This window comes from Streptomyces sp. RPA4-2, assembly GCF_012273515.2.
Taxonomy (GTDB): domain Bacteria; phylum Actinomycetota; class Actinomycetes; order Streptomycetales; family Streptomycetaceae; genus Streptomyces; species Streptomyces kaempferi.
On record NZ_CP050975.2, the window covers coordinates 5,412,534 to 5,436,401 of the forward strand.

30 protein-coding genes and 1 pseudogene are annotated in these 23,868 nt (G+C 65.9%); 29 read left to right on the forward strand and 2 right to left on the reverse strand.

Features of this window, described 5'->3' with window-relative positions:
- Positions 1–127: 127 nt before the first annotated feature.
- Positions 128–1,321 carry an elongation factor Tu gene (gene tuf / locus HEP85_RS23660; RefSeq protein ID WP_153289127.1) on the forward strand — a complete coding sequence of 398 codons (1,194 nt, stop codon included), beginning with the start codon at positions 128–130 and terminating at the stop codon, positions 1,319–1,321.
- A 163-nt stretch (positions 1,322–1,484) separates the two neighbouring features.
- Here tuf and HEP85_RS23665 read toward each other — a convergent pair whose 3' ends face one another.
- Positions 1,485–2,735, reverse strand: a complete 1,251-nt coding sequence (locus tag HEP85_RS23665; RefSeq protein ID WP_168529635.1) for a cytochrome P450 — start codon at positions 2,733–2,735, stop codon at positions 1,485–1,487.
- A gap of 350 nt (positions 2,736–3,085) precedes the next feature.
- Positions 3,086–3,951, reverse strand: a pseudogene (locus HEP85_RS23670) (helix-turn-helix domain-containing protein).
- A gap of 452 nt (positions 3,952–4,403) precedes the next feature.
- Here HEP85_RS23670 and HEP85_RS23675 point away from each other — a divergent pair.
- The 28 genes from HEP85_RS23675 to HEP85_RS23810 all read left to right on the forward strand — a co-directional run bounded on the left by HEP85_RS23675 (position 4,404) and on the right by HEP85_RS23810 (position 23,841).
- Positions 4,404–4,970: a hypothetical protein gene (locus HEP85_RS23675; RefSeq protein WP_348772507.1), complete on the forward strand. Its 567-nt coding sequence runs from the start codon at positions 4,404–4,406 to the stop codon at positions 4,968–4,970.
- Positions 4,971–6,813: 1,843 nt separating this feature from the next.
- The gene (gene mycP / locus HEP85_RS23680; RefSeq protein WP_369657817.1) at positions 6,814–7,914 is read left to right on the forward strand and encodes a type VII secretion-associated serine protease mycosin; all 1,101 of its coding nucleotides are present in this window, start codon (positions 6,814–6,816) and stop codon (positions 7,912–7,914) included.
- Between the two features lie 205 nt (positions 7,915–8,119).
- Positions 8,120–8,563, forward strand: a complete 444-nt coding sequence (locus HEP85_RS23685; protein ID WP_168529639.1) for a hypothetical protein — start codon at positions 8,120–8,122, stop codon at positions 8,561–8,563.
- Between the two features lie 8 nt (positions 8,564–8,571).
- Positions 8,572–10,377 (forward strand): alpha/beta hydrolase, encoded by a 1,806-nt coding sequence (locus tag HEP85_RS23690; protein WP_168529641.1) that lies wholly within the window; start codon positions 8,572–8,574, stop codon positions 10,375–10,377.
- A gap of 106 nt (positions 10,378–10,483) precedes the next feature.
- Positions 10,484–10,981: a hypothetical protein gene (locus tag HEP85_RS23695; protein WP_168533948.1), complete on the forward strand. Its 498-nt coding sequence runs from the start codon at positions 10,484–10,486 to the stop codon at positions 10,979–10,981.
- Positions 10,982–11,857: 876 nt separating this feature from the next.
- Entirely contained in the window at positions 11,858–12,166 is a 309-nt protein-coding gene (gene rpsJ / locus HEP85_RS23700) for a 30S ribosomal protein S10 (RefSeq protein WP_003948644.1), read from the forward strand.
- 17 nt (positions 12,167–12,183) lie between these two features.
- Positions 12,184–12,828 (forward strand): 50S ribosomal protein L3, encoded by a 645-nt coding sequence (gene rplC / locus HEP85_RS23705; protein WP_168529643.1) that lies wholly within the window; start codon positions 12,184–12,186, stop codon positions 12,826–12,828.
- Positions 12,829–12,832: 4 nt separating this feature from the next.
- On the forward strand, positions 12,833–13,489 hold the full coding sequence (gene rplD / locus HEP85_RS23710) for a 50S ribosomal protein L4 (RefSeq protein WP_168529645.1): 657 nt from the start codon (positions 12,833–12,835) through the stop codon (positions 13,487–13,489).
- Positions 13,489–13,905 (forward strand): 50S ribosomal protein L23, encoded by a 417-nt coding sequence (rplW, locus tag HEP85_RS23715; protein WP_168529647.1) that lies wholly within the window; start codon positions 13,489–13,491, stop codon positions 13,903–13,905. Before rplD ends, rplW begins: the two co-directional genes overlap by 1 nt.
- A gap of 39 nt (positions 13,906–13,944) precedes the next feature.
- A complete protein-coding gene (gene rplB, locus HEP85_RS23720) occupies positions 13,945–14,781 on the forward strand; it encodes a 50S ribosomal protein L2 (protein WP_168529649.1) in 837 nt (278 codons plus the stop codon).
- A gap of 12 nt (positions 14,782–14,793) precedes the next feature.
- Entirely contained in the window at positions 14,794–15,075 is a 282-nt protein-coding gene (rpsS, locus tag HEP85_RS23725) for a 30S ribosomal protein S19 (RefSeq protein WP_168529651.1), read from the forward strand.
- 41 nt (positions 15,076–15,116) lie between these two features.
- Positions 15,117–15,464 carry a 50S ribosomal protein L22 gene (rplV, locus tag HEP85_RS23730; RefSeq protein ID WP_006604878.1) on the forward strand — a complete coding sequence of 116 codons (348 nt, stop codon included), beginning with the start codon at positions 15,117–15,119 and terminating at the stop codon, positions 15,462–15,464.
- The gene (gene rpsC, locus HEP85_RS23735) at positions 15,464–16,312 is read left to right on the forward strand and encodes a 30S ribosomal protein S3 (RefSeq protein ID WP_168529653.1); all 849 of its coding nucleotides are present in this window, start codon (positions 15,464–15,466) and stop codon (positions 16,310–16,312) included. The genes rplV and rpsC overlap by 1 nt, the downstream gene beginning before the upstream one ends.
- Before the next feature lie 5 nt (positions 16,313–16,317).
- Positions 16,318–16,737: a 50S ribosomal protein L16 gene (gene rplP, locus HEP85_RS23740; RefSeq protein ID WP_010986348.1), complete on the forward strand. Its 420-nt coding sequence runs from the start codon at positions 16,318–16,320 to the stop codon at positions 16,735–16,737.
- Entirely contained in the window at positions 16,737–16,961 is a 225-nt protein-coding gene (rpmC, locus tag HEP85_RS23745; RefSeq protein WP_003998824.1) for a 50S ribosomal protein L29, read from the forward strand. The genes rplP and rpmC overlap by 1 nt, the downstream gene beginning before the upstream one ends.
- Positions 16,961–17,245: a 30S ribosomal protein S17 gene (gene rpsQ / locus HEP85_RS23750; protein WP_168529655.1), complete on the forward strand. Its 285-nt coding sequence runs from the start codon at positions 16,961–16,963 to the stop codon at positions 17,243–17,245. The genes rpmC and rpsQ overlap by 1 nt, the downstream gene beginning before the upstream one ends.
- Before the next feature lie 103 nt (positions 17,246–17,348).
- The gene (gene rplN, locus HEP85_RS23755) at positions 17,349–17,717 is read left to right on the forward strand and encodes a 50S ribosomal protein L14 (RefSeq protein ID WP_003992364.1); all 369 of its coding nucleotides are present in this window, start codon (positions 17,349–17,351) and stop codon (positions 17,715–17,717) included.
- 2 nt (positions 17,718–17,719) lie between these two features.
- Positions 17,720–18,043, forward strand: a complete 324-nt coding sequence (gene rplX / locus HEP85_RS23760) for a 50S ribosomal protein L24 (protein ID WP_168529657.1) — start codon at positions 17,720–17,722, stop codon at positions 18,041–18,043.
- Positions 18,043–18,600 carry a 50S ribosomal protein L5 gene (gene rplE / locus HEP85_RS23765; protein WP_148010026.1) on the forward strand — a complete coding sequence of 186 codons (558 nt, stop codon included), beginning with the start codon at positions 18,043–18,045 and terminating at the stop codon, positions 18,598–18,600. Before rplX ends, rplE begins: the two co-directional genes overlap by 1 nt.
- A gap of 5 nt (positions 18,601–18,605) precedes the next feature.
- Positions 18,606–18,791, forward strand: a complete 186-nt coding sequence (locus HEP85_RS23770; protein WP_003948630.1) for a type Z 30S ribosomal protein S14 — start codon at positions 18,606–18,608, stop codon at positions 18,789–18,791.
- A 210-nt stretch (positions 18,792–19,001) separates the two neighbouring features.
- The gene (gene rpsH, locus HEP85_RS23775; RefSeq protein WP_055614920.1) at positions 19,002–19,400 is read left to right on the forward strand and encodes a 30S ribosomal protein S8; all 399 of its coding nucleotides are present in this window, start codon (positions 19,002–19,004) and stop codon (positions 19,398–19,400) included.
- A gap of 24 nt (positions 19,401–19,424) precedes the next feature.
- Positions 19,425–19,964 (forward strand): 50S ribosomal protein L6, encoded by a 540-nt coding sequence (rplF, locus tag HEP85_RS23780; protein ID WP_168529660.1) that lies wholly within the window; start codon positions 19,425–19,427, stop codon positions 19,962–19,964.
- Positions 19,965–19,967: 3 nt separating this feature from the next.
- Positions 19,968–20,351: a 50S ribosomal protein L18 gene (rplR, locus tag HEP85_RS23785; protein ID WP_067367094.1), complete on the forward strand. Its 384-nt coding sequence runs from the start codon at positions 19,968–19,970 to the stop codon at positions 20,349–20,351.
- A 41-nt stretch (positions 20,352–20,392) separates the two neighbouring features.
- The gene (rpsE, locus tag HEP85_RS23790) at positions 20,393–20,995 is read left to right on the forward strand and encodes a 30S ribosomal protein S5 (protein ID WP_055513610.1); all 603 of its coding nucleotides are present in this window, start codon (positions 20,393–20,395) and stop codon (positions 20,993–20,995) included.
- Positions 20,996–20,997: 2 nt separating this feature from the next.
- Positions 20,998–21,180, forward strand: coding sequence for a 50S ribosomal protein L30 (gene rpmD, locus HEP85_RS23795; RefSeq protein WP_060901490.1), 183 nt, complete (start codon positions 20,998–21,000; stop codon positions 21,178–21,180).
- A gap of 2 nt (positions 21,181–21,182) precedes the next feature.
- Positions 21,183–21,638, forward strand: a complete 456-nt coding sequence (gene rplO / locus HEP85_RS23800) for a 50S ribosomal protein L15 (protein WP_007443991.1) — start codon at positions 21,183–21,185, stop codon at positions 21,636–21,638.
- A 224-nt stretch (positions 21,639–21,862) separates the two neighbouring features.
- Positions 21,863–23,179, forward strand: coding sequence for a preprotein translocase subunit SecY (secY, locus tag HEP85_RS23805; RefSeq protein WP_168529662.1), 1,317 nt, complete (start codon positions 21,863–21,865; stop codon positions 23,177–23,179).
- Positions 23,179–23,841 (forward strand): adenylate kinase, encoded by a 663-nt coding sequence (locus tag HEP85_RS23810; RefSeq protein ID WP_168529664.1) that lies wholly within the window; start codon positions 23,179–23,181, stop codon positions 23,839–23,841. The genes secY and HEP85_RS23810 overlap by 1 nt, the downstream gene beginning before the upstream one ends.
- The last annotated feature ends 27 nt before the right edge of the window (positions 23,842–23,868 follow it).

Below are 23,868 nucleotides of genomic sequence, written 5' to 3' on the forward strand. Positions count from 1 at the left end.
GCTTTAGGCTTGACACCGACCGCCGGGGCTCAACCGGTAAGGGAGAACCCCGGCGGGCGGCACCCCAGCAAAGATCACCTGGCGCCGATGAGTAAGGCGTACAGAACCACTCCGTAGGAGGACCCCAGTGGCGAAGGCGAAGTTCGAGCGGACTAAGCCGCACGTCAACATCGGCACCATCGGTCACATCGACCACGGTAAGACGACCCTCACGGCCGCCATTACCAAGGTGCTGCATGACGCGTTTCCGGACCTGAACGAGGCCTCGGCCTTCGACCAGATCGACAAGGCTCCTGAGGAGCGCCAGCGCGGTATCACCATCTCCATCGCGCACGTCGAGTACCAGACGGAGACCCGTCACTACGCCCACGTCGACTGCCCCGGTCACGCGGACTACATCAAGAACATGATCACGGGTGCGGCGCAGATGGACGGCGCCATCCTCGTTGTCGCCGCGACGGACGGCCCGATGCCGCAGACCAAGGAGCACGTGCTCCTGGCCCGCCAGGTCGGCGTTCCGTACATCGTTGTCGCCCTCAACAAGGCCGACATGGTGGACGACGAGGAGATCCTGGAGCTCGTCGAGCTCGAGGTCCGTGAGCTGCTCTCCGAGTACGAGTTCCCGGGCGACGACCTTCCGGTCGTCAAGGTCTCGGCGCTCAAGGCCCTTGAGGGCGACAAGGAGTGGGGCCAGTCCGTCCTCGACCTGATGAAGGCCGTCGACGAGAACATCCCGCAGCCCGAGCGTGACGTCGACAAGCCGTTCCTGATGCCGATCGAGGACGTCTTCACGATCACCGGTCGTGGCACCGTCGTCACCGGTCGTATCGAGCGTGGTGTCCTCAAGGTCAACGAGACCGTTGACATCGTGGGCATCAAGCAGGAGAAGACCACCACCACGGTCACCGGCATCGAGATGTTCCGCAAGCTGCTCGACGAGGGCCAGGCGGGCGAGAACGTCGGTCTGCTCCTCCGTGGCATCAAGCGCGAGGACGTCGAGCGCGGCCAGGTCATCATCAAGCCCGGTTCGGTCACGCCGCACACCGAGTTCGAGGCCCAGGCCTACATCCTGTCCAAGGACGAGGGCGGCCGTCACACGCCGTTCTTCAACAACTACCGTCCCCAGTTCTACTTCCGCACGACGGACGTGACGGGCGTTGTGACCCTCCCCGAGGGCACCGAGATGGTCATGCCGGGCGACAACACCGAGATGACGGTCTCCCTCATCCAGCCCGTCGCCATGGAGGAGGGCCTGAAGTTCGCCATCCGTGAGGGTGGCCGGACCGTGGGCGCCGGCCAGGTCATCAAGATCAACAAGTAGTTCTTGTCGATCTGATCTCCTGGTAGCTCCTCGCGAGCTCCTTGAAGGGGCCCGTACGACTTCGGTCGTACGGGCCCTTTCGCGTTCCGGACACGAACGGGCGCCCCCGGCAATTCCCGGGGGCGCCCGTCCGAGACGTCACCTCATCTCCCGTCACCTCACCTCACCAGGCGACGGGCAACGTCAGCGGGCCGCGGATCATCGTGCGCTGCCGGAAGGGGACCTGATCGGCGGGCACGGCGAGGCGCAGGCCCGGGAGGCGCTCCAGCAGGGTGTCGATGAGCAGTTCGATCTGCATACGGGAGAAGACGGCGCCCGTGCAGAAGTGCGGACCGTTGCCGAACGCCACGTGCGCGCCGGCGTCCCGGTCGAGGTCGATCCGGTCGGGGTCGGGGAAGACCGCCGGATCGCGGTTCGCGGCGAGGTACGAGACGTACACGGCGTCACCCGCGCTGATGCGGACACCGTGGAGATCGACGTCCTCCGTGGCGATCCGGGGCAGGCCGACGGAAGCCCGGTGCGGGATGTAGCGCAGGAGCTCCTCGACGGCCGCGGGGCGCGACGCGGGGTCGTTGCGCAGGCGGTCCAGCAGGTCGGGGCGGCTCAGCAGGAGGTAGAACATCTGGCCGGAGTTGTTGGTGACGGCCTCCCCGCCGATCTGGAGCGGGCCGGCGACGCTGACCGCCTCCTCCTCGCCGAGTTCGCCCCGCCGCACGGCGGCACCGAGCAGCGACAGGACGTCCTCGCTCCCGCCGGCGCTCCCGCCCTCACCGTCGCGGCGGGCGCGGACGGCCTGCCCGATCCACCCGAACAGCCCCTTCTTGGCGAGCTCGGCGGCATCGGCGCCTCCCGCGGTGGAGATGATCTCCCGCGTCCAGTCGTGCAGCTTCTGCCGTTCGTCCAGGGGCACGCCCATGACCTCGCAGACGACCGAGATCGGGAAGGGTTCGAGGACCCGCGCGATGAGATCGGCGGGCGATCCGTCCCGCACCATGTCGTCGACCAGGGCGTCGAGCATCTCCTGCGCACGGGGACGCAGCCGTTTGACCGCGCTCACCGTGTAGGCGGCCGAGACGGCGTGCCGCAGCCGGTTGTGGTCGGGCTGGTCGGCCCACGCCAGCGCGCCGGGCCGCGGCGCGAAGTGCGGCGCCAGCCGGGTGACCTGGCGGACGGCGGCTTCCGCCCGGCTGAACCGGGGGTCGTTCGTGATCATCTTGACGTCGTCGTGACGCGTCGCCAGCCACGCCCAGCCTTCGCCGTGCGGCAGCCGGATCCGCGTCAGCGGCCCCTCCCGCATCAGCTCCGCGAGCACCGGTTCGAACTCGGTGGCGTTCAGCTCACCGGCGGGCCAGTCCCGGACAGGCGGAAGGGGCTGCTCGGGCCGCTCGGGGAGTGTGATGGTTTCTTCTGCCATGCGTTCAGCATCGTGGGGCGAGGGTGAGGTGTCGCGCGGGAGTGCTCCAGGCGGAGTGATGACGGGCTACGCCTGGTGGGGAGCGGAGATCGCCGCCGTGCGGGTCAGCCCCCCGGCTGCTCCCGCCTTCGAGCACGCCGAAGTCGAGGGACGTGTCGGAGCTGCCCCGAGCGGGCGCGGTTCTTCAAGGCTGCGCCCGGCCAAGGCTGCGCCCGGCCAAGGCTGCGCCCGGCCAAGGCTGCGCCCGGCCAAGGCTGCGCCGGCGTCCTTCTTGCCGGGGTGGCGCATGACGCCTTCGAACTCGTTCGCCCCGTCCGGGGTACCGGCGGGGGCTACAAGATCCTCCGGCATCAAAGATCGGATCGGCAGTCGCGGCAGCGCCCTGGCACGGGGGAGCGGAAGGCGCGGTCACAGCCCTCGCAGTTCCGGAGCGGCTGCCGTACGGCCGGCGGCGACGCGGGCACGCGGAACGGCGGCGGAGGCGGCAACTGCGCGGCTAGCCGGTGGGCGAGGAGAGCGGCTGGTCGGCGTAGGTCTTCCGGTGGCAGGTCCACGGTCAGCGCGCGTCGTACGGCGTCGGCGGTGAGGTCGCGTTCCAGCCAGGCGGCGACCCCGGGGGCCAGGTGCTCGGCGTCGGTGGTGGAGAGGAGGAGGCGGGGGTCGTGGCGGCGGAGCCCGGCGAGGAGTTCGGTGGCGGTCCGGAGAAGGGTGGGGGAGGGGTACGCGGGCCGGGGAACGGTGGGGAGGAGCTTGCGGGGCGGGCGTTTCCCCGGTACTTAAGCCGGACGACCGGGCTCCTGGGGGTGCCGGCTGCCGTCCCGTGGTGTCCGGGCTGGTTGCAGGAGATCGTGCGGGTGACGATGCGGCCGCCAGGGGTGCGCTCGCGGGTGCGACGGAGGTAGCCGTGGGTTTCGAGTTCGCGCAGGGCGCCCGCGATACGGGTGGGGCCTTCGGGGAAGCGCGCGGCGAGGGTCTTGATGTCCACGCGGGCGCCTGTGGGGAGGGACTGGATGTAGACGGCCAGCCCGATCGCGAGTCCTGAAAGCTCGGGGTGCTGGGCGAGGTGGTTGCCGATCACCGTCAAGCGGGTGGTGTGGCGGGTGTTGTCGTGGATGACACCGCCGGGACGGGCGTGCGGCTGCGTGGCCCTGTGGTGATTTTTGCCCGCGATACGGGACTGGGCGCGCGAGTGCGCGCTAGGGTTTTGCGTATCCATCAGGAAGGTCCTTCTTCCTCGGTGGTCAGGCCCTCGCTTCGGGATGCCAGTCCCGGCGGGGGCCGTCGCATGTCTGCGGTTGTGTTGCGTCGCGCTGAGCGTAGGGCAGGCAACCGGTCCCGAATCCAGCCGAGTTGGCATATTCACTCGCGGGAGTGAGTTTGCGCGACAGACGGGAGGGAGGGGTGGGGCTTGGTGGGGTCCTTTCCCTCTCGTGTTGCTTGGAAAGGGCGCGGGCCGCACCGGAGTACGACCCGCTGTGTTCCGGCGGGAGGAGGCCGGACTGAGTACGGGCACTCATGTGCCGTCTCCTGCGGCGGGGTTGAGTGGAGCCATGCCCTTCCTCACCAGACTCGGCGACCGGCCGAGCCGCTCCTCGGAATGGCCCGATTCCGGTCACTCTCTGCCAGAGGCCGGCTGTGGACTGTCACAGCTGCTGGCTAGAGTTGCTGGTGAAGCTTCGGCTGTTTTGGCTGTACGGGGGAGAGATTGTGTTGCCGAGTGATAGCGGGGCGGTGCCCGGACCGTCGTCGTGGGCGTCGGGCGTGTTCGACGCGGCGCGGGACGCTGTCGGTGATGTGGTCACGGAGCTGTCGTCGTTCACGAAGTTCCGGAAGCGCGTCGACGATCTGATCCGGGATCTGAAGGGTTCGGCGGCCGGTCCGGGTGAGGTGGGCCAGGAGCAGTTGGTCCGGCACCAGTTCGGTGGTGGAGCTGGCGCGTGGACGGAGGCGTCCGGCCTGTTCAGCTCGTACGAGACGGTGATCACCGAGTTGGAGAGCCTGTCGAAGCTGCTGTCCGACTCGATGGAGGGCATGAACATCGCGGTGCTGGCCGCGCACAAGGGCTACCGGAACATCGATCTGGACGTGCGCGACCGCATGGCGGCGATCAGCGCGGAGACCACGCACCACTACGGCGGGGAATACGACCCCGGCCTTCCGAAGAAGAGCTACGGCGGCGGTGACGCGAAACCGGACCGGCCGGCGGCGGGCGGCGACTCGGGTGGCAGCATCTGATGGCTTCGATGGGAGATTGCTGATGTCCGGCGAGGGAGCTGGTGGCGCCACGTCCTTCGAGGACATGAGCCACGAACAGATGCTGGCGTGGCTCGATCAGGCGAACGCCGGCACGGTGCAGGCCGCCGCCGCGCGGCTGACCGCGGCCGCCAAGGAGATCCGCAAGATCGCGGAAGAGCTCAAGGTCCGCCCACAGTACGTGGAATGGAAGGGCGAGGGTGCGGACGCGTTCCGCACCTGGACCGGCGACCTAGCCAACGCGACCCTGCGCTTGGGCGACTTCGGCGAGGACTCGGCGACCTGGCTGGGACACGCCTCCGACGCGATCGCCCAGGCCCAGGTGTCGATCCCCCGCGACAAGGCCGGCGCCCAGGCGAACCTGGACGCGGCGACAGCGGCCCACAACGACCCCGACGCGGCGACGGTGAGCCACAAGTCCACGACCGAACTCGCGGCCCTCGCCGCCGACAAGGAGAAGGTCCGCCAGGAGGCCGCCGCCCAGATGACGAAGCTGGGCCAGGCGTACCGGCTGTCTGCGACACAGTTGGACGGGCTGGAGAGGCCCAGGTTCCCGCCGCCGCCGAAGGTGATTCAGCCTGATCCGCAAAGTGTTTGGTCAAACGAAGTCGTGTCGACCGGAGGTGAGGCCGTCGGCACGCCATCAAGCAGACACACGGGGTCCGCCTCGTTCTCATCCGGGGCGTCTAGGACTGTGACCGAGGCCACTGGGCGCGGACGAGGGATGAGCGATGAACCCGGTTCGCTGGGGACAGTTGAACGATCGCGTCCCGAGGCCTCGGCCCATGTGGGCGTGAAGATCGACGGGGCGCAGGCACTGCCGCAGACGCACTCAGCACCTCCCGTGAGTCCGGCCGGACCGCCGAGTAGTGGAGGGGCTGAGCTCGGTGGTTCGCCTCCCACGGGGACGATTCCACCGATGCCGAGTGGCGTGCCGGGTTCGCCCGGACGCCTGCCGGGTCCGGAGCGCGCGACGGCTGGCGGCCGTCCTGCGGTTCAGCCCAGGCGTGGACCGACGGGACCGGTCTCCCGAGGCGTATCGGGTATCGGAGGTGTGGCCGAGCCGGGGGGCCCGACAGGCGCGGCACGTCCGGTAGTCGGAGGTCGGCCTGCGGTCCCCTTGGGACGCGGGATGGCAGTCGCAACTCCCGGACGGGCGCCGGGCAGCGGCGGCATTGTCGGGGGCCGTCCCACGTCACCGGCACCGGGACCGCCTGCTGCTCAGCCTTCCCGTCGCCTGACGCGCGGCACCGTCGTGGGGGGTGAAACACCCAGCACGCCTGATCGCGGTGCCAGTGGTCCAAAGCGGCCTGCGGGTGCCGGTGGAGCGCGTAACGGACAGCGCGTGACACCTGAGTTGCGGGGCATGGGAACCGGTCCAGAGAGCGGCGTGGTGGGTGGCCGCCCACAGCCGCAGAAACGCTCGGGGACCGGGCTGTTCACCCGCGGTGGCTCGGGTTTGGTGCGAAACCAGGACTCCGATGGCACTACGCCCACGTCGAGCGCTGTCGGGCGTACGGGCGCGCCGCCGAACGGCTCCCGGACATCGAACTCGCTGAGACGGAATAACGAGCGGGAAAAGAGGGACGGCACCCGAACCGAGGAGCAGGAGACCGGGCAGCAATAGGCCGCTTGGAGACCTAGCCACCAGAAGTCGACCGACCCTGCACATGAGACCCAGAGGAAGCAGATGCCTGCCAGCACGATAAGGAATGCCCGACTTGGGAGTGCCGTCTCCGGAGCCGTGGGCCTGCTGTTGCTGGGCATTGCGGCCACGCCCGCCTACGCGGAGTCCATCCGGGAGCGGGAGTGGCACCTCACGGCCATGAAGGCCGAGCAGATGTGGCAGACCAGCACGGGCAGGGGCATCACCGTGGCCGTCATCGACTCGGGCGTGAACGCCGGCTTGCACGACCTGAAGGGCCAGGTACTCCCTGGCATGGACGAGGCACCAGACTCACCCGGCGACGAGCACACGGATTACGACGGGCATGGGACCGGGATGGCCCTTCTGATCGCCGGCACAGGCAAGGCCACCGGAGGCGCTGGCACCTTCGGACTCGCACCAGGAGTCAAGATCCTCCCGGTACGGACACCTGATAGGGGATTGGACGGCGCCCGATACACCAAGGAGTTCAGTGAGACCGTGAGCCGCGGGATTCGTTTCGCCGTTGACCACGGCGCGCAGGTGATCAACATCTCGATGGCGGTGTCCGAAGGGTCGGAGCAACTCACCGACGCTGTGAAGTACGCGCTGGACAAGGGCTCGCTGATCTTTGCCGGCGTCGGAAACAGCGGCAGCGAGGACAAGGGAAACCCAGTGGAATACCCCGCCGCGACTCCGGGCGTGGTCGGCGTGGGCGCGGTCGGCAAAGACCTCCGCAAGACCACCGAGTCCGAGTACGGCCCGCAGGTCGACATCGCCGCGCCTGGCGAAGAGATGTACTCCGTATGCCCGAACGGCACGGACTTGTGCCGCTCCCACGGCACCAGCGACGCCACCGCCCTGGCCTCCGCCAGTGCCGCCCTGATCTGGTCCAAGCACCCGACCTGGATGAACAACCAGGTCCTCCGCGTCATGCTCAACACCGCCGGCGGCCCCACGGACGGTGCGAAGCGCAACGACTCTATCGGCTACGGCATCGTCCGTCCGCGCATCGCCCTGCAGAACCCCGGAAACCCCGGCCCCGCCGACAAATACCCGCTCCCGGACTTCGCAACGGCGACCCCGGCTTCCTCGTCCGCGAGTACCTCGGAGTCCAAGGACACAAGCGCTCCGGCAAAGGACGACAACTCCGCAACCGAGGTCTCCTCCAAGGACAGTGGTGGCAGCGTCCTCTGGACCGCACTGGGCATCACTGCCGTCGTGCTGCTCGGCGGTGCGATTGCAGCCGTCGTAGGCATACGTCGGCGTTCCGCTGCCTAGATCGACGGCCCAACCGGCACACAGGGACTAGGGCGAGGACCAATCCAGGCATGGATGAGTACAGGTACTCAGTCGGCATGGTCATCGCCACGGATGAGAGGGCCGACGAAATGACGCTACGGTACTTCTCGATCACAGCACCGTTGCTGTCGCACGCTTGCAGCACCTTCTTGGTGCACGACGAATCACGGGGGAGGAACCACGCATGCCGTGGGAGGAGTGGGAGCAACTCAAAACTGAGGCGGCAGAGAGACACGCTGCCCGGATGCAGCTCAACCACGTACCACTTGACCCGGGCGGTGACACCGGCACGCTTGTTTCGAACAAGCCGGCCTGGTCCAAGGCAGGCCAGGACGTCGGTTCACTCCGTGAGAGCATCAGCAAGGGGCTCGGGAAGTTGATGGGCGGTCAGGAGGGGCTTGGCGACGACGCCGGCTGCCTCACTGCCGGTGCTCAGAAGGACGTCCACAACTCGTGGGAGCGCTACGTAAAGAGCGTGAGCGGGCGCTGTGGGAACCTGTCGGGTCTGTTGGAGAAGGCGGGCAACGACCAGCTGAAGACCGATGAGGCGATCGAGGCCGAGATCGGCAACCTGAAGGTCGCGTACGCGGATACGCAGACTGTCGGTGGACGGGACAAGGGGCGGTAGCGAGACTCGTGGACCTCGCAACACTCAAAGCCCTAAAGCCGACCGAGTTCTCGGCTGCGGCTGACGGATACCGCAGCACCTCCGACATGGCGAGCGCGGCAAAGGACCGTGTAGACAACCAGATCGCCGTGGCCATGAGGAACTCCCTGAAAGGCGAGGCAGCGACTGCCGCGATTAATCAGCTGAAGGAACTGGGCAAGAACTTCCACTACGTCCAGGTCGAATGCGGTCTCGTCAGTGCAGCCCTCGAAGCCTTCTCGTACGAGGTGGGAGCGGCAAAAAGCAAGCTCGACGCGGCGCTCGAAGGCGCGCAGGCGGCGAGGCTCACCGTGAATGCCGACGGCTCGATCACTTATCCGTCGAGTGGAGAAGAGGGCGAGGACGGCAAGGTCCCCGAAGGCGGCACGGTGAGCGGCCTGACGGATGACACGGCCTCCGCGGTGGGCCGTCAGTCGGCCAACTTCGACCCCAACCCCAACCACCGCCTCGCGCAGGACTACGCGGACCTGATGGCCGCTGCCCTCAAGGAGGCGACGGAGGCCGACGAGAAGTGGGCGCCGAAACTGCGGGCGCTGAAGGCGGACGACGATCTCACCGTCTCCGACAAGGACTGGGCCGACGCTTCCTCGGACACGAAGGGTGTGAGCGAGGCGGGCAAGAAGTATCTCGACTCGCTGCCCCAGCCACCCACGAACGGCAGCCCGAAGGACAACGCGGAGTGGTGGAAGGGACTCAGCGCGGAGGAACAGGCCGCATGGGTCTCGATGCAGCCCGACTCCGTGGGTGCGCTCGACGGGCTACCCTCCACAGTTCGGGACGAAGCGAACCGGATGGTGCTCGCCGAGGCCCATGGCGTTGCGCAGGGCGATTACGACGCCTGGCTGAAGGAGCACCCGGAGCCCAAGAGGTTCCAGACCTACATTGACCCCTATACCGGGACCGTGATGAAGGGTGTCAATGTGGAATCCCAGGAGTGGAAGGACTGGGAGGAGGCACGAAAGAACGCCCATAAGTCCCTCGATGGTATAAACGCGATCCAGAGTCGATTCGACGCGACCGGGAAAAATGGACTGCCCGAGGCATACCTGCTCGGATTCAGTACTGAAGGGGACGGTCGCGCAATCGTCGCCAATGGAAATCCCGACACTGCGGATTACCAAGCAGTCTATGTTCCCGGCACAACTTCCGAGCTGGGAAACATCGATGGGAACATCAACCGGATGGTAAACGTCTGGCATGCAGCCAATGATGAGGCCGATGGGAAGTCGGTTTCCACGATCACCTGGCTCGGCTACGACGCACCTGACAGTGTCGTCAAGGATGCGCCGTTTTCAAATTATGCATACGACGGTGCGCCGGCTTTCAACCACTTCATGGACGGACTTGGAACGTCGCATTCCGGCGATTCGGAACCCCACCGTACCGTGATCGGTCACTCTTACGGATCGACCTTGGTCGGTGCTTCGGCCCAGACAGGGCACCTCAACGCCGATGACGTTGTATTCGCGGGAAGTCCCGGCGTCAGAGTTTCTGGTGCAGATGAAATGGACGTGCCAAAGGGGCATGTATGGAACGAGGAGGCCGACGGAGATCCGGTTCCGGATCTCGGCCGGTGGGGGCATGGTGGCGACGGATTCATTATCCCCAGCGATCACGAATTTGGTGCCAACCAGATGACCACGGACACCGATGGACACAGCGGCTACTGGGATGAGCGCTCCAAGAGCCTGAGGAATCAGGCTCTGGTCGTGGTCGGCAAGGGTGACTCAGTGGTGTTGAAGCCGCCGCCCGACCCCTGGGCGCATGTGAAGTAGCAACACTTGTACCCGGAGGAGATGACGAGATGATCAGCCGCCAGTCCAGCCCGAAGATGCAAGGCTCCCTGACGTGAAGACTAGACCGAGCCTATGTGTGCTCGCCATGCCCTTTGCCCTCGCGACCATCACCGGATGCAGCATGACTGATAAAAGGTCGGACGAAATCTCCTCGGCTGGCACAAGCACTTCGAGTGACGCCTCCGATGTGATGGAGAAGCTGTCCAGTGGCATCTATGACCTGATTGGTGTCAAAGGAAAGGCATCCGACAGCCATCCGGGGGTAATGGACTGTCCGGGGAAAGATGCGAAGACGTACTTCCGGATCTTTCACCCGTGGAGCTTCTATCCGGCATCGGCTGGTGATCTCGATTTGGCGATGAAAAGGCTCAAGGTGGAACTCCCGAGGCACGGGTGGAAAATCGTCGAATACGGACCGGACACCAGCAAGAACAAGAACATCAACCTGACCGCCGACAACAGTGGGAAGAAGGCTGGCGTCAGCATCGTTCAAATGTCGAAGAACGACCCACCGAAGCTGAGTTTGACCGTCGTCTCCGGTTGCTACAAGGTCCCGGACGGCGAAAAAGTCGAGCGCTTCTGAAAGTCCCCGACAGTAAACAGTCGTCGACGGTCGTGCCCGAGTCCAGGGTCATGCTCCGCGGTCGGTGTGCCGTGGGGGCCACCCGATCGCCGAAGTGAATTCGAGATGTTTCTTTTCGGTATTCGGTCTGCGACGCACTCGACTTGCTTGAATCGGACCTCGATTGGCCCGGCTGCGAGGTAGGCAAGCAGCAGACCGAACCGGGCGGGCCAGCCGCCAGGAACCGGTGATGCCGTCCGGATCGAGGCCTAGCCCTATGACCATCTGGGTCTCGCTGCCTATGTCGAGTGCGCCCGATCTTTGGACACGGCCATGGCCAATGTTGGAAGCCCGGAACCCTCGTTTCAGCGGGAGCTCTTCCAGCGACGCGCTGACGGTCCGAGGCGCGTGAGGGCACTCGCGCCGAGGCCGCTGAGGGGTCGCCGGGCCGGTCTCCTGGCGGAGGTCGCGGCGCACCGGGTTTGACCCACGTCACCCAAGGGGTACGATCCTCGGCTCGATTGGCCAGCCCCCCGCACCGTATGGCAGACTAGCGGGGTTGCTCGGTCGAGTGCCGATGCTGCGCGCCTCCCGCCGGGGGGACCGGAAGCGAGTCCCACAGTACTCGTCGCCTCATCTGTCGTAAGGCAGCGCTGGGGCGGACGTACGGGAATCTTCCGGGAAGTGTCAGCGGGGTGCAGACCAGGCGCCCGGTGGGTGTTCAGCCCCCGGTCCCGCGGTTGTCTTTTGGGCTGAGCCGCGTCCCTGAGCAGGGAAATCCTTTGCGGATATCTGTGCGGCAGGAGCGCGACACACCCGACCGCGTGGGTCGGAGACAAGGAACGCGAACCCCCGGGTTCCAGAGCGTTTCACGAGACAAAGGACTACTGAGTAGCCATGGCGGGACAGAAGATCCGCATTCGGCTCAAGGCCTACGACCACGAGGTCATCGACTCCTCGGCGAAGAAGATCGTCGAGACGGTGACGCGCACTGGTGCGTCGGTCGCGGGCCCGGTGCCGCTGCCCACTGAGAAGAACGTGTACTGCGTCATCAAGTCGCCGCACAAGTACAAGGACTCGCGCGAGCACTTCGAGATGCGCACGCACAAGCGCCTGATCGACATCCTCGACCCCACGCCCAAGACCGTTGACTCTCTGATGCGACTCGACCTCCCGGCCGGTGTCGACATCGAGATCAAGCTCTAAGGGCCGGTGATCTGAGAATGGGTAAGCAGATCAAGGGCATCCTGGGCGAGAAGCTCGGCATGACGCAGGTGTGGGACGAGAACAACCGTGTTGTTCCCGTCACCGTCGTCAAGGCCGGCCCGAACGTCGTGACCCAGGTCCGTACGAATGACTCCGACGGCTACGAGTCGGTCCAGATCGCCTTCGGCGAGATCGACCCGCGCAAGGTGAACAAGCCCCTCAAGGGTCACTTCGCCAAGGCCGACGTCACTCCCCGCCGCCACCTCGTCGAGATCCGTACCGCTGACGCCAGCGAGTACACCCTCGGACAGGAGATCACCGCTGAGGTGTTCGAGGCCGGCCTCAAGGTGGACGTGACCGGCAAGAGCAAGGGCAAGGGCTTCGCCGGTGTCATGAAGCGTCACAACTTCAAGGGCCTCGGCGCCGGACACGGTGTCCAGCGCAAGCACCGCTCTCCCGGCTCCATCGGTGGCTGTGCCACCCCGGGCCGTGTGTTCAAGGGCGTCCGCATGGCGGGCCGCATGGGCAACGAGCGGGTCACCACCCAGAACCTGACCGTTCACGCCGTTGACGCGGAGAAGGGCCTGCTCCTCATCAAGGGAGCGATCCCTGGTCCGAACGGCGGCCTCGTCCTGGTCCGTACCGCGGCCAAGGGGGCCTGAGGACATGAGCACCATTGACATTCAGTCGCCCTCCGGCGACAGCGCCGGGACCGTTGAGCTCCCGGCCGAGATCTTCGATGTAGAGAAGATCAGCATCCCGCTGCTTCACCAGGTCGTCGTCGCGCAGCTGGCCGCCGCCCGTCAGGGCACGCACAAGGTCAAGCGTCGTGGCGAGGTCCGCGGTGGTGGTAAGAAGCCTTACCGCCAGAAGGGCACCGGCCGCGCCCGTCAGGGTTCGACCCGCGCGCCGCAGTTCGCCGGCGGTGGCGTCGTTCACGGCCCCACCCCGCGTGACTACTCGCAGCGGACCCCGAAGAAGATGAAGGCCGCGGCCCTGCGCCACGCCCTCACCGACCGGGCCCGCAACGCTCGCATCCACGTCATCACCGGCGTGATCGAGGGCGAGACCCCCTCCACCAAGGCCGCGAAGAGCTTCCTCGGCAAGGTCAGCGAGCGCAAGAACGTGCTCCTGGTCATCGAGCGCTCCGACGAGGCCGCGCTGCTTTCCGCGCGCAACCTGCCCCAGGTCCACATCCTGGAGCCGGGCCAGCTGAACACGTACGACGTTCTCGTCTCGGACGACGTGGTCTTCACCCAGGCCGCTTTCGAGTCCTTCGTGTCTGGCCCCCAGGCCGCTGACACCGAAGGGAGCGAAGCCTGATGGCTACGCGTCACCCGAGCATTGCCTCGAAGGCCGCCAAGGCCAAGAAGGTCGCGCGCGTCGCCAAGGCGAAGCGCCACGAGGCCGAGGGCAAGAACACCGTAGAGACGCCGATGAGCAAGAGCTTCACGGACCACCGTGACGTTCTGCTCAAGCCGGTCGTCTCCGAGAAGAGCTACGCGCTGCTCGACGAGGGCAAGTACACCTTCGTCGTCGCGCCGGGCGCCAACAAGACCCAGATCAAGCAGGCCGTCCAGGCGGTCTTCTCGGTCAAGGTCACCGGCGTCAACACGATCAACCGTCAGGGTAAGCGCAAGCGGACCAAGAGCGGTTTCGGTAAGCGTGCTGACACCAAGCGCGCCATCGTGACCCTCGCTGAGGGCGACCGTATCGACATCTTCGGCCAGGCCTCCTAACGGAGCGCCCTGGTCCGAATATCGGACGAGGACTGAGAAATGGGAATCCGCAAGTACAAGCCGACGACGCCGGGCCGCCGTGGCTCCTCCGTCGCCGACTTCGTCGAGGTCACGCGGTCCACGCCGGAGAAGTCGCTGGTCCGCCCGCTGCACAGCAAGGGCGGCCGTAACAACGCCGGTCGTGTGACCGTTCGCCACCAGGGTGGCGGACACAAGCGCGCCTACCGAGTGATCGACTTCCGTCGTCACGACAAGGACGGCGTGCCGGCGAAGGTCGCGCACATCGAGTACGACCCCAACCGCACCGCGCGCATCGCGCTGCTGCACTACGCGGACGGCGAGAAGCGCTACATCCTCGCCCCGCGCAACCTGCAGCAGGGCGACCGCGTGGAGAACGGTCCTGGGGCCGACATCAAGCCGGGCAACAACCTGGCCCTCCGCAACATCCCGGTCGGTACCACGATCCACGCGATCGAGATCCGTCCCGGTGGCGGTGCCAAGTTCGCCCGCTCCGCCGGTGCCTCGGTGCAGCTGCTCGCGAAGGAGGGCACCATGGCCCACCTCCGCATGCCGTCGGGTGAGATCCGCCTGGTCGACCAGCGCTGCCGCGCCACGGTCGGCGAGGTCGGCAACGCCGAGCAGAGCAACATCAACTGGGGTAAGGCCGGCCGTAAGCGCTGGCTGGGCGTTCGCCCGTCCGTCCGCGGTGTGGCGATGAACCCGGTTGACCACCCGCACGGTGGTGGTGAGGGCAAGACCTCCGGTGGTCGCCACCCGGTCTCCCCGTGGGGTCAGAAGGAGGGTCGTACTCGTTCGCCGAAGAAGGCTTCGAACAAGTACATCGTCCGCCGCCGCAAGACGAACAAGAAGCGCTAGGAGCGGGTTTAGATGCCGCGCAGTCTCAAGAAGGGGCCCTTCGTCGACGACCACCTGATCAAGAAGGTGGACGTACAGAACGAAGCCGGTACCAAGAACGTCATCAAGACCTGGTCCCGTCGCTCGATGATCATCCCGGCCATGCTCGGTCACACGATCGCGGTGCACAACGGCAAGATCCACATCCCGGTGTTTGTCACCGAGTCGATGGTCGGCCACAAGCTCGGCGAGTTCTCGCCGACGCGCACCTTCCGGGGTCACGTCAAGGACGACCGGAAGTCGAAGCGCCGCTAACGCGGGGTGGAATGACCATGACAGACACTGGAAGGACAACCATGGAAGCCAGGGCCCAGGCGCGGTACATCCGCGTTACGCCCATGAAGGCCCGCCGCGTGGTGGACCTTATCCGTGGCATGGATGCCACGGAGGCTCAGGCGGTCCTGCGTTTCGCCCCGCAGGCCGCGAGCGTGCCGGTCGGCAAGGTGCTTGACAGCGCCATTGCCAACGCCGCACACAACTACGACCACACCGACGCCGGCAGCCTCGTCATCTCCGAGGCGTACGTCGACGAGGGTCCGACCCTGAAGCGGTTCCGTCCGCGTGCCCAGGGCCGCGCCTACCGGATCCGCAAGCGGACCAGCCACATCACCGTGGTCGTCAGCAGCAAGGAAGGAACCCGGTAATGGGCCAGAAGGTTAACCCGCATGGGTTCCGGCTCGGCATCACCACGGACTTCAAGTCCCGCTGGTACGCCGACAAGCTGTACAAGGACTACGTCAAGGAAGACGTCGCCATCCGTCGGATGATGTCGTCCGGCATGGAGCGCGCCGGTATCTCGAAGGTTGAGATCGAGCGCACCCGTGACCGCGTGCGGGTGGACATCCACACCGCGCGTCCCGGCATCGTCATCGGCCGCCGTGGCGCCGAGGCCGACCGCATCCGCGGTGACCTCGAGAAGCTCACGGGCAAGCAGGTCCAGCTGAACATCCTCGAGGTCAAGAACCCCGAGACCGACGCTCAGCTGGTTGCTCAGGCCGTTGCCGAGCAGCTGTCCTCCCGCGTCTCCTTCCGTCGCGCCATGCGTAAGAGCATGCAGGGCACGATGAAGGCCGGCGCCAAGGGCATCAAGATCCAGTGCGGTGGCCGTCTCGGCGGCGCCGAGATGTCCCGCTCGGAGTTCTACCGCGAGGGCCGTGTGCCCCTGCACACGCTCCGTGCGAACGTCGACTACGGCTTCTTCGAGGCCAAGACGACCTTCGGCCGTATCGGTGTGAAGGTCTGGATCTACAAGGGCGACGTCAAGAACATCGCCGAGGTCCGCGCCGAGAACGCCGCGGCCCGTGCGGGTAACCGCCCGGCCCGTGGTGGCGGTGCGGGCGGCGACCGTCCTGCCCGCGGCGGTGGCCGTGGTGGCGAGCGTGGCGGCCGCGGCCGCAAGCCGCAGCAGCAGTCCGCGCCCGCTGCCGAGGCCCCCAAGGCCGAGGCTCCGGCGGCTGCCGCTCCGGCTGAGAGCACCGGAACGGAGGCCTGACCGACATGCTGATCCCCCGTAGGGTCAAGCACCGCAAGCAGCACCACCCCAAGCGCCGTGGTCAGGCCAAGGGCGGTACGCAGGTTTCGTTCGGCGAGTACGGCATTCAGGCCCTCACGCCGGCGTACGTGACGAACCGCCAGATCGAGGCCGCCCGTATCGCGATGACCCGCCACATCAAGCGTGGCGGCAAGGTCTGGATCAACATCTACCCGGACCGCCCGCTCACGAAGAAGCCTGCCGAGACCCGCATGGGTTCCGGTAAGGGTTCGCCGGAGTGGTGGATCGCGAACGTGCACCCGGGCCGGGTCATGTTCGAACTGTCCTACCCCAACGAGAAGATCGCCCGTGAGGCCCTCACTCGCGCAGCCCACAAGCTGCCGATGAAGTGCCGGATCGTCAAGCGCGAGGCAGGTGAAGCGTGATGTCGGCCGGTACCAAGGCGTCCGAGCTGCGCGAACTGGGTGACGAGGAGCTTCTCGCGAAGCTTCGCGAAGCCAAGGAAGAGCTGTTCAACCTCCGCTTCCAGGCGGCGACCGGTCAGCTCGAGAACCACGGTCGGCTCAAGGCCGTCCGCAAGGACATCGCGCGGATCTACACCCTGATGCGTGAGCGCGAGCTGGGCATCGAAACGGTGGAGAGCGCCTGATGAGCGAGAGCAACGTGACTGAAACGACTGAGGCGCGCGGATTCCGCAAGACCCGTGAGGGTCTCGTCGTCAGCGACAAGATGGACAAGACCGTCGTCGTCGCCGTCGAGGACCGCGTCAAGCACGCCCTGTACGGCAAGGTCATCCGCCGTACGAGCAAGCTGAAGGCCCACGACGAGCAGAACGCCGCGGGTGTCGGCGACCGTGTCCTCCTCATGGAGACGCGTCCGCTGTCCTCGACGAAGCGCTGGCGCATCGTCGAGATCCTCGAGAAGGCCAAGTAATTACCTGAGGGGTTTCCCTCAGGTTCGTTCCGCCAGGCTCGGGGCGGGGCCGCCGTAAGGTCGGCCCCGCCCCGGGAACCGGCAGACAAATCAGGAGATAGACGTGATCCAGCAGGAGTCGCGACTGCGTGTCGCCGACAACACTGGTGCGAAGGAAATCCTTTGCATCCGTGTGCTCGGTGGCTCCGGTCGCCGCTACGCGGGCATCGGTGACGTCATCGTCGCCACCGTCAAGGACGCGATCCCCGGTGGCAACGTGAAGAAGGGTGACGTCATCAAGGCCGTCATCGTTCGCACCGTGAAGGAGCGCCGCCGTCCGGACGGCTCGTACATCCGCTTCGACGAGAACGCCGCCGTCATTCTGAAGAACGACGGCGACCCTCGTGGCACCCGTATCTTCGGCCCTGTCGGCCGTGAGCTGCGCGAGAAGAAGTTCATGAAGATCATCTCGCTCGCGCCGGAGGTGCTGTAAGCATGAAGATCAAGAAGGGTGACACGGTTCAGGTCATCACCGGCAAGGACAAGGGCAAGCAGGGCAAGGTCATTGCCTCTTACCCGCGCGACGAGCGCGTCCTGGTCGAGGGTGTCAACCGGGTCAAGAAGCACACCAAGGCCGGCCCGACCGCCAGCGGTTCGCAGGCCGGCGGCATCGTGACGACCGAGGCCCCGATCCACGTGAGCAACGTTCAGCTCGTCGTGGAGAAGGACGGCAACAAGGTCGTCACGCGTGTCGGTTACCGCTTCGACGACGAGGGCAACAAGATCCGCGTTGCCAAGCGGACGGGTGAGGACATCTGATGGCTACCACCACGACTCCGCGTCTCAAGACGAAGTACCGCGAGGAGATCGCGGCGAAGCTGCAGGAAGAGTTCTCCTACGAGAACGTCATGCAGACGCCGGGCCTCGTCAAGATCGTGGTCAACATGGGTGTCGGCGACGCCGCCCGTGACTCGAAGCTCATGGACGGTGCCGTCCGTGACCTGACCACGATCACCGGTCAGAAGCCGGCCATCACCAAGGCCCGCAAGTCCATCGCGCAGTTCAAGCTGCGTGAGGGTCAGCCGATCGGTGCCCACGTCACGCTTCGTGGCGACCGCATGTGGGAGTTCCTGGACCGCACCCTGTCGCTCGCGCTGCCGCGCATCCGCGACTTCCGCGGTCTGTCCCCCAAGCAGTTCGACGGCCGTGGCAACTACACCTTCGGTCTCACGGAGCAGGTCATGTTCCACGAGATCGACCAGGACAAGATCGACCGCGTCCGGGGTATGGACATCACCGTGGTGACCACGGCGACCAACGACGCTGAGGGCCGTGCCCTTCTCCGTCACCTCGGCTTCCCCTTCAAGGAGGCGTAAGCGAGATGGCGAAGAAGGCTCTGATTGCCAAGGCTGCTCGTAAGCCCAAGTTCGGTGTGCGTGGCTACACGCGCTGCCAGCGCTGCGGTCGTCCGCACTCCGTGTACCGCAAGTTCGGCCTGTGCCGCGTCTGCCTTCGTGAGATGGCTCACCGTGGCGAGCTGCCGGGCGTGACCAAGAGCTCCTGGTAGTCCCGTACTTCGGGATTCCAGAGGCTCTCGGTAAGTAAAGGGCGCTGTCGGGTGCCCACCCCTCCATGGCTTAGGCTAGGAGGGTTGGGCGCCTGACGCCCGTACGACTTACTACGCCGTAGGTCCCCGCACCGCACCCGTCCCGCCACTGAGTGGGGAGAGGGATGGCGCATACAGGAAACCCCGGCGAGAGAGGCCGAAGGCCAATTCATGACCATGACTGATCCGATCGCAGACATGCTGACCCGTCTGCGTAACGCGAACTCGGCGTACCACGACGATGTCGCGATGCCGCACAGCAAGATCAAGTCGCACATCGCGGAGATCCTCCAGCAGGAGGGCTTCATCACCGGCTGGAAGGTCGAGGACGCCGAAGTCGGCAAGAAGCTCGTCCTCGAGCTGAAGTTCGGCCCGAACCGTGAGCGCTCCATCGCGGGCATCAAGCGGATTTCGAAGCCGGGTCTGCGTGTGTACGCGAAGTCCACCTCCCTGCCCAAGGTGCTCGGTGGCCTCGGCGTGGCGATCATCTCCACGTCGCACGGTCTCCTCACCGACAAGCAGGCCGGCAAGAAGGGCGTAGGCGGAGAAGTCCTCGCCTACGTCTGGTAGCGGAAGGGAACGGAGGAAACAGCTATGTCGCGTATTGGCAAGCTCCCCATCACGGTTCCCGCCGGCGTGGACGTCACCATCGATGGCCGTACGGTCCAGGTGAAGGGCCCCAAGGGCACCCTCTCCCACACCGTCGTCGCGCCGATCGAGATCGTCAAGGGTGAGGAAGGCGTTCTGAACGTCACCCGCCCGAACGATGAGCGTCAGAACAAGGCCCTGCACGGCCTGTCCCGCACGCTGGTGGCGAACATGATCACCGGCGTGACCACGGGTTACGTGAAGAAGCTCGAAATCAGCGGTGTCGGTTACCGCGTCCTGGCGAAGGGCTCCAACCTGGAGTTCTCGCTCGGCTACAGCCACTCGATCACGGTCGAGGCGCCCGAGGGCATCTCGTTCAAGGTCGAGAACCCGACGCACTTCTCGGTCGAGGGAATCGACAAGCAGAAGGTCGGCGAGGTTGCGGCCAACATCCGCAAGCTGCGCAAGCCCGACCCGTACAAGGCCAAGGGCGTCAAGTACGAGGGCGAAGTCGTCCGGCGCAAGGTCGGAAAGGCGGGTAAGTAAGCCATGGCATACGGTGTCAAGATTGCTAAGGGCGACGCTTACAAGCGTGCTGCCATCAAGCGTCGTCACATCCGGATCCGTAAGCACATCTCGGGTACGGCTGAACGTCCTCGCCTGGTCGTGACGCGCTCCAACCGCCACATCGTGGCCCAGGTCATCGACGACGTTAAGGGTCACACCCTCGCGTCGGCGTCGACCCTGGACACCACGGTCCGTGGTGGCGAGGGCGACAAGTCCGCGCAGGCCAAGTCGGTCGGCGCCCTGGTCGCCGAGCGCGCCAAGGCCGCCGGTGTCGAGGCTGTCGTATTCGACCGTGGTGGTAACCAGTACGCCGGGCGCATTGCCGCTCTGGCGGACGCCGCCCGCGAAGCCGGACTCAAGTTCTGAGTCGGTTCCGTAGCTAGCGGAAACAGAGAGAGGTAATTCCAATGGCTGGACCCCAGCGCCGCGGAAGCGGTGCCGGTGGCGGCGAGCGGCGGGACCGGAAGGGCCGTGACGGCGGCGCTGCTGCCGAGAAGACCGCGTACGTTGAGCGCGTCGTCGCGATCAACCGCGTCGCCAAGGTCGTGAAGGGTGGTCGTCGCTTCAGCTTCACCGCGCTGGTCGTGGTGGGCGATGGTGACGGCACCGTCGGTGTCGGTTACGGCAAGGCCAAGGAGGTGCCGGCCGCGATCGCCAAGGGTGTTGAGGAGGCCAAGAAGCACTTCTTCAAGGTCCCCCGTATCCAGGGCACCATCCCGCACCCGATCACGGGCGAGAAGGCCGCGGGCGTCGTCCTGCTCAAGCCTGCTTCCCCCGGTACCGGCGTTATCGCCGGTGGCCCGGTGCGTGCTGTGCTCGAGTGCGCCGGCGTTCACGACATCCTGTCGAAGTCGCTCGGCTCGTCCAACGCGATCAACATCGTGCACGCGACGGTGGCGGCCCTCAAGGGTCTGCAGCGTCCCGAGGAGATCGCGGCTCGCCGTGGTCTGCCCCTCGAGGACGTCGCCCCGGCGGCTCTGCTGCGTGCGCGTGCGGGAGCGGGTGCGTAATCATGGCTCAGCTCAGGATCACGCAGACGAAGTCGTACATCGGTAGCAAGCAGAACCACCGCGACACGCTGCGTTCGCTCGGGCTCAAGCGCCTGAACGACGTGGTCGTCAAGGAGGACCGCCCCGAGTTCCGCGGAATGGTGCACACCGTCCGCCACCTCGTGACGGTTGAGGAGGTCGACTGATCATGGCGGAGAACAACCCGCTCAAGATCCACAACCTCCGTCCCGCCCCGGGCGCCAAGACCGCCAAGACCCGTGTGGGTCGTGGTGAGGCGTCGAAGGGTAAGACGGCCGGTCGTGGTACCAAGGGCACGAAGGCCCGTTACCAGGTTCCGGAGCGCTTCGAGGGCGGGCAGATGCCCCTCCACATGCGCCTCCCGAAGCTGAAGGGCTTCAAGAACCCGTTCAAGACCGAGTTCCAGGTCGTGAACCTCGACAAGCTGGCCGCGCTGTACCCGGAGGGTGGCGAGGTCACCGTCGAGGGTCTCGTCGCCAAGGGTGCCGTTCGCAAGAACAGCCTTGTCAAGGTCCTCGGCCAGGGCGAGGTCTCCGTGGCGCTGCAGGTGACGGTCGACGCCGTCTCCGGCTCCGCCAAGGAGAAGATCACCGCCGCCGGCGGTACCGTCACCGAGCTCGTCTGATCACTTCAGGCGCCTCGATGACTTGAGCGATCCCGACCGGGGATGCCCCAACAAATGGGGCATCCCCGGTTGGTCGTTCCAAGGGGGGCGGTGTCGCCGGTAAGGTGGCCTGCACTGCCGACTTTCGTCCGGCGTCCCGCTGGGCGGCAGTTGACCGATACCTATTCGTCGAACCTCAAGACCATCACCCTTGACGCAGTTGCGCGGGGGTCGCAGGAGGCACCGTGCTCACCGCGTTCGCCCGGGCGTTCAGGACGCCCGACCTGCGCAAGAAGCTGCTCTTCACTCTCGCCATCATCGTGGTCTACCGGATCGGTACGCACATTCCGATCCCAGGCGTCGACTACAAGAACGTCCAGACCTGTATCGACGCGGCCTCGAAGGGCAACCAGGGGCTGTTCGGTCTGGTCAACCTGTTCAGTGGTGGCGCGCTGCTGCAGATCACGATCTTCGCGCTCGGTATCATGCCGTACATCACGGCGAGCATCATTCTGCAGCTGCTGACGGTGGTGATCCCGCGCCTCGAAGCCCTGAAGAAGGAGGGCTCGAGCGGTACCGCGAAGATCACGCAGTACACCCGGTATCTGACGGTGGCTCTCGCCATCCTCCAGGGCACCGGTCTGGTCGCGACCGCGCGCAGCGGCGCCCTGTTCAGCGGCTGCCAGGTGGCCAACCAGATCGTGCCGGACCAGTCGATCTTCCAGACCGTCGTCATGGTCGTCACCATGACCGCCGGTACGGGCGTCGTCATGTGGCTGGGCGAGCTCATCACCGACCGCGGCATCGGCAACGGCATGTCGATTCTGATGTTCATCTCGATCGCCGCGAGCTTCCCGACCGCGCTGTGGGCCATCAAGACCCAGGGCACCCTGGCCGGAGGCTGGATCGAGTTCGGCACCGTCATCCTCGTCGGCCTGGTCATGGTCGGCCTGGTGGTCTTCGTCGAGCAGGCTCAGCGCCGCATTCCCGTCCAGTACGCGAAGCGCATGATCGGCCGCCGGTCCTACGGGGGTACGTCCACGTACATCCCGCTGAAGGTCAATCAGGCGGGTGTGATCCCCGTCATCTTCGCGTCGTCGCTCCTCTACATCCCGGCGCTGGTCGCCCAGTTCTCCAAGGGCAACTCCGGTTGGAAGACCTGGATCACGCAGAACCTGACCAAGGGCGACCACCCGATTTACATCACCATGTACTTCCTCCTGATCGTTTTCTTCGCGTTCTTCTACGTGGCGATCTCCTTCAACCCCGAGGAAGTAGCCGACAACATGAAGAAGTATGGTGGCTTCATCCCGGGCATCCGGGCTGGCCGGCCGACCGCTGAGTACCTGAGTTACGTACTCAACCGGATCACCTGGCCGGGGTCGCTGTATCTGGGTCTGATCGCTCTCGTACCGACGATGGCGTTGGTTGGCTTCGGGGCAAGCCAGAACTTCCCGTTCGGTGGTACCAGCATCCTGATCATCGTGGGTGTGGGCCTTGAGACGGTGAAGCAGATCGAGAGCCAGCTTCAGCAGCGCAATTACGAAGGGTTCCTCCGCTGATGCGAATCGTCCTCGTCGGGCCGCCCGGTGCCGGGAAGGGAACGCAGGCCGCGTTCCTTGCCAAGAACCTGGGGATTCCGCACATCTCCACGGGCGACCTCTTCCGTGCCAACATCAGCCAGGGCACGGAGCTCGGCAAGCAGGCGAAGGCGTACATGGACGCCGGCAACCTGGTGCCGGACGAGGTCACCATCGGGATGGCCAAGGACCGCATGGAGCAGCCCGACGCCGCGAACGGCTTTCTGCTGGACGGCTTCCCTCGTAACGTCTCGCAGGCCGAGGCGCTCGACGAGATGCTGAAGGCCGAGAGCATGAAGCTGGACGCGGTGCTGGACCTGGAGGTCCCCGAGGACGAGGTGGTCAAGCGCATCGCCGGCCGCCGTATCTGCCGCAAGGACTCGAGCCACGTCTTCCACGTGGAGTACAAGAAGCCGCAGCAGGACGGTGTCTGCGACATCTGCGGCGGCGAGCTGTACCAGCGCGACGACGACTCCGAGGAGACCGTCCGCACGCGGCTGGAGGTCTACCACACACAGACCGAGCCGATCATCGACTACTACAAGGCCCAGGGCCTGGTCGTCACGATCTCGGCGCTCGGCAAGGTGGAAGAAGTCACGGCGCGCGCCATGGAGGCGCTCAAGAGCAAGGCCGACGACAAGTAGTCGTCACGCTGCTTCGGCCGCGGTGCC

Coding starts and splice junctions, on each gene's coding strand:
- rpsJ (WP_003948644.1), top strand. CDS start 11,858: ATGGCGGGACAGAAGATCCGCATTCGGCTCAAGGCCTACGACCACGAG.
- rpsS (WP_168529651.1), top strand. CDS start 14,794: ATGCCGCGCAGTCTCAAGAAGGGGCCCTTCGTCGACGACCACCTGATC.
- mycP (WP_369657817.1), top strand. CDS start 6,814: ATGAAGGCCGAGCAGATGTGGCAGACCAGCACGGGCAGGGGCATCACC.
- rpsE (WP_055513610.1), top strand. CDS start 20,393: ATGGCTGGACCCCAGCGCCGCGGAAGCGGTGCCGGTGGCGGCGAGCGG.
- rpmC (WP_003998824.1), top strand. CDS start 16,737: ATGTCGGCCGGTACCAAGGCGTCCGAGCTGCGCGAACTGGGTGACGAG.
- HEP85_RS23770 (WP_003948630.1), top strand. CDS start 18,606: ATGGCGAAGAAGGCTCTGATTGCCAAGGCTGCTCGTAAGCCCAAGTTC.
- rplW (WP_168529647.1), top strand. CDS start 13,489: ATGGCTACGCGTCACCCGAGCATTGCCTCGAAGGCCGCCAAGGCCAAG.
- HEP85_RS23695 (WP_168533948.1), top strand. CDS start 10,484: ATGCCCTTTGCCCTCGCGACCATCACCGGATGCAGCATGACTGATAAA.
- rpmD (WP_060901490.1), top strand. CDS start 20,998: ATGGCTCAGCTCAGGATCACGCAGACGAAGTCGTACATCGGTAGCAAG.
- rpsC (WP_168529653.1), top strand. CDS start 15,464: ATGGGCCAGAAGGTTAACCCGCATGGGTTCCGGCTCGGCATCACCACG.
- HEP85_RS23685 (WP_168529639.1), top strand. CDS start 8,120: ATGCCGTGGGAGGAGTGGGAGCAACTCAAAACTGAGGCGGCAGAGAGA.
- rplC (WP_168529643.1), top strand. CDS start 12,184: ATGGGTAAGCAGATCAAGGGCATCCTGGGCGAGAAGCTCGGCATGACG.
- rplB (WP_168529649.1), top strand. CDS start 13,945: ATGGGAATCCGCAAGTACAAGCCGACGACGCCGGGCCGCCGTGGCTCC.
- rplO (WP_007443991.1), top strand. CDS start 21,183: ATGGCGGAGAACAACCCGCTCAAGATCCACAACCTCCGTCCCGCCCCG.
- rplX (WP_168529657.1), top strand. CDS start 17,720: ATGAAGATCAAGAAGGGTGACACGGTTCAGGTCATCACCGGCAAGGAC.
- rpsH (WP_055614920.1), top strand. CDS start 19,002: ATGACCATGACTGATCCGATCGCAGACATGCTGACCCGTCTGCGTAAC.
- HEP85_RS23810 (WP_168529664.1), top strand. CDS start 23,179: ATGCGAATCGTCCTCGTCGGGCCGCCCGGTGCCGGGAAGGGAACGCAG.
- rplE (WP_148010026.1), top strand. CDS start 18,043: ATGGCTACCACCACGACTCCGCGTCTCAAGACGAAGTACCGCGAGGAG.
- rplD (WP_168529645.1), top strand. CDS start 12,833: ATGAGCACCATTGACATTCAGTCGCCCTCCGGCGACAGCGCCGGGACC.
- rplP (WP_010986348.1), top strand. CDS start 16,318: ATGCTGATCCCCCGTAGGGTCAAGCACCGCAAGCAGCACCACCCCAAG.
- rplV (WP_006604878.1), top strand. CDS start 15,117: ATGGAAGCCAGGGCCCAGGCGCGGTACATCCGCGTTACGCCCATGAAG.
- rplR (WP_067367094.1), top strand. CDS start 19,968: ATGGCATACGGTGTCAAGATTGCTAAGGGCGACGCTTACAAGCGTGCT.
- rpsQ (WP_168529655.1), top strand. CDS start 16,961: ATGAGCGAGAGCAACGTGACTGAAACGACTGAGGCGCGCGGATTCCGC.
- HEP85_RS23665 (WP_168529635.1), bottom strand. CDS start 2,735: ATGGCAGAAGAAACCATCACACTCCCCGAGCGGCCCGAGCAGCCCCTT.
- rplF (WP_168529660.1), top strand. CDS start 19,425: ATGTCGCGTATTGGCAAGCTCCCCATCACGGTTCCCGCCGGCGTGGAC.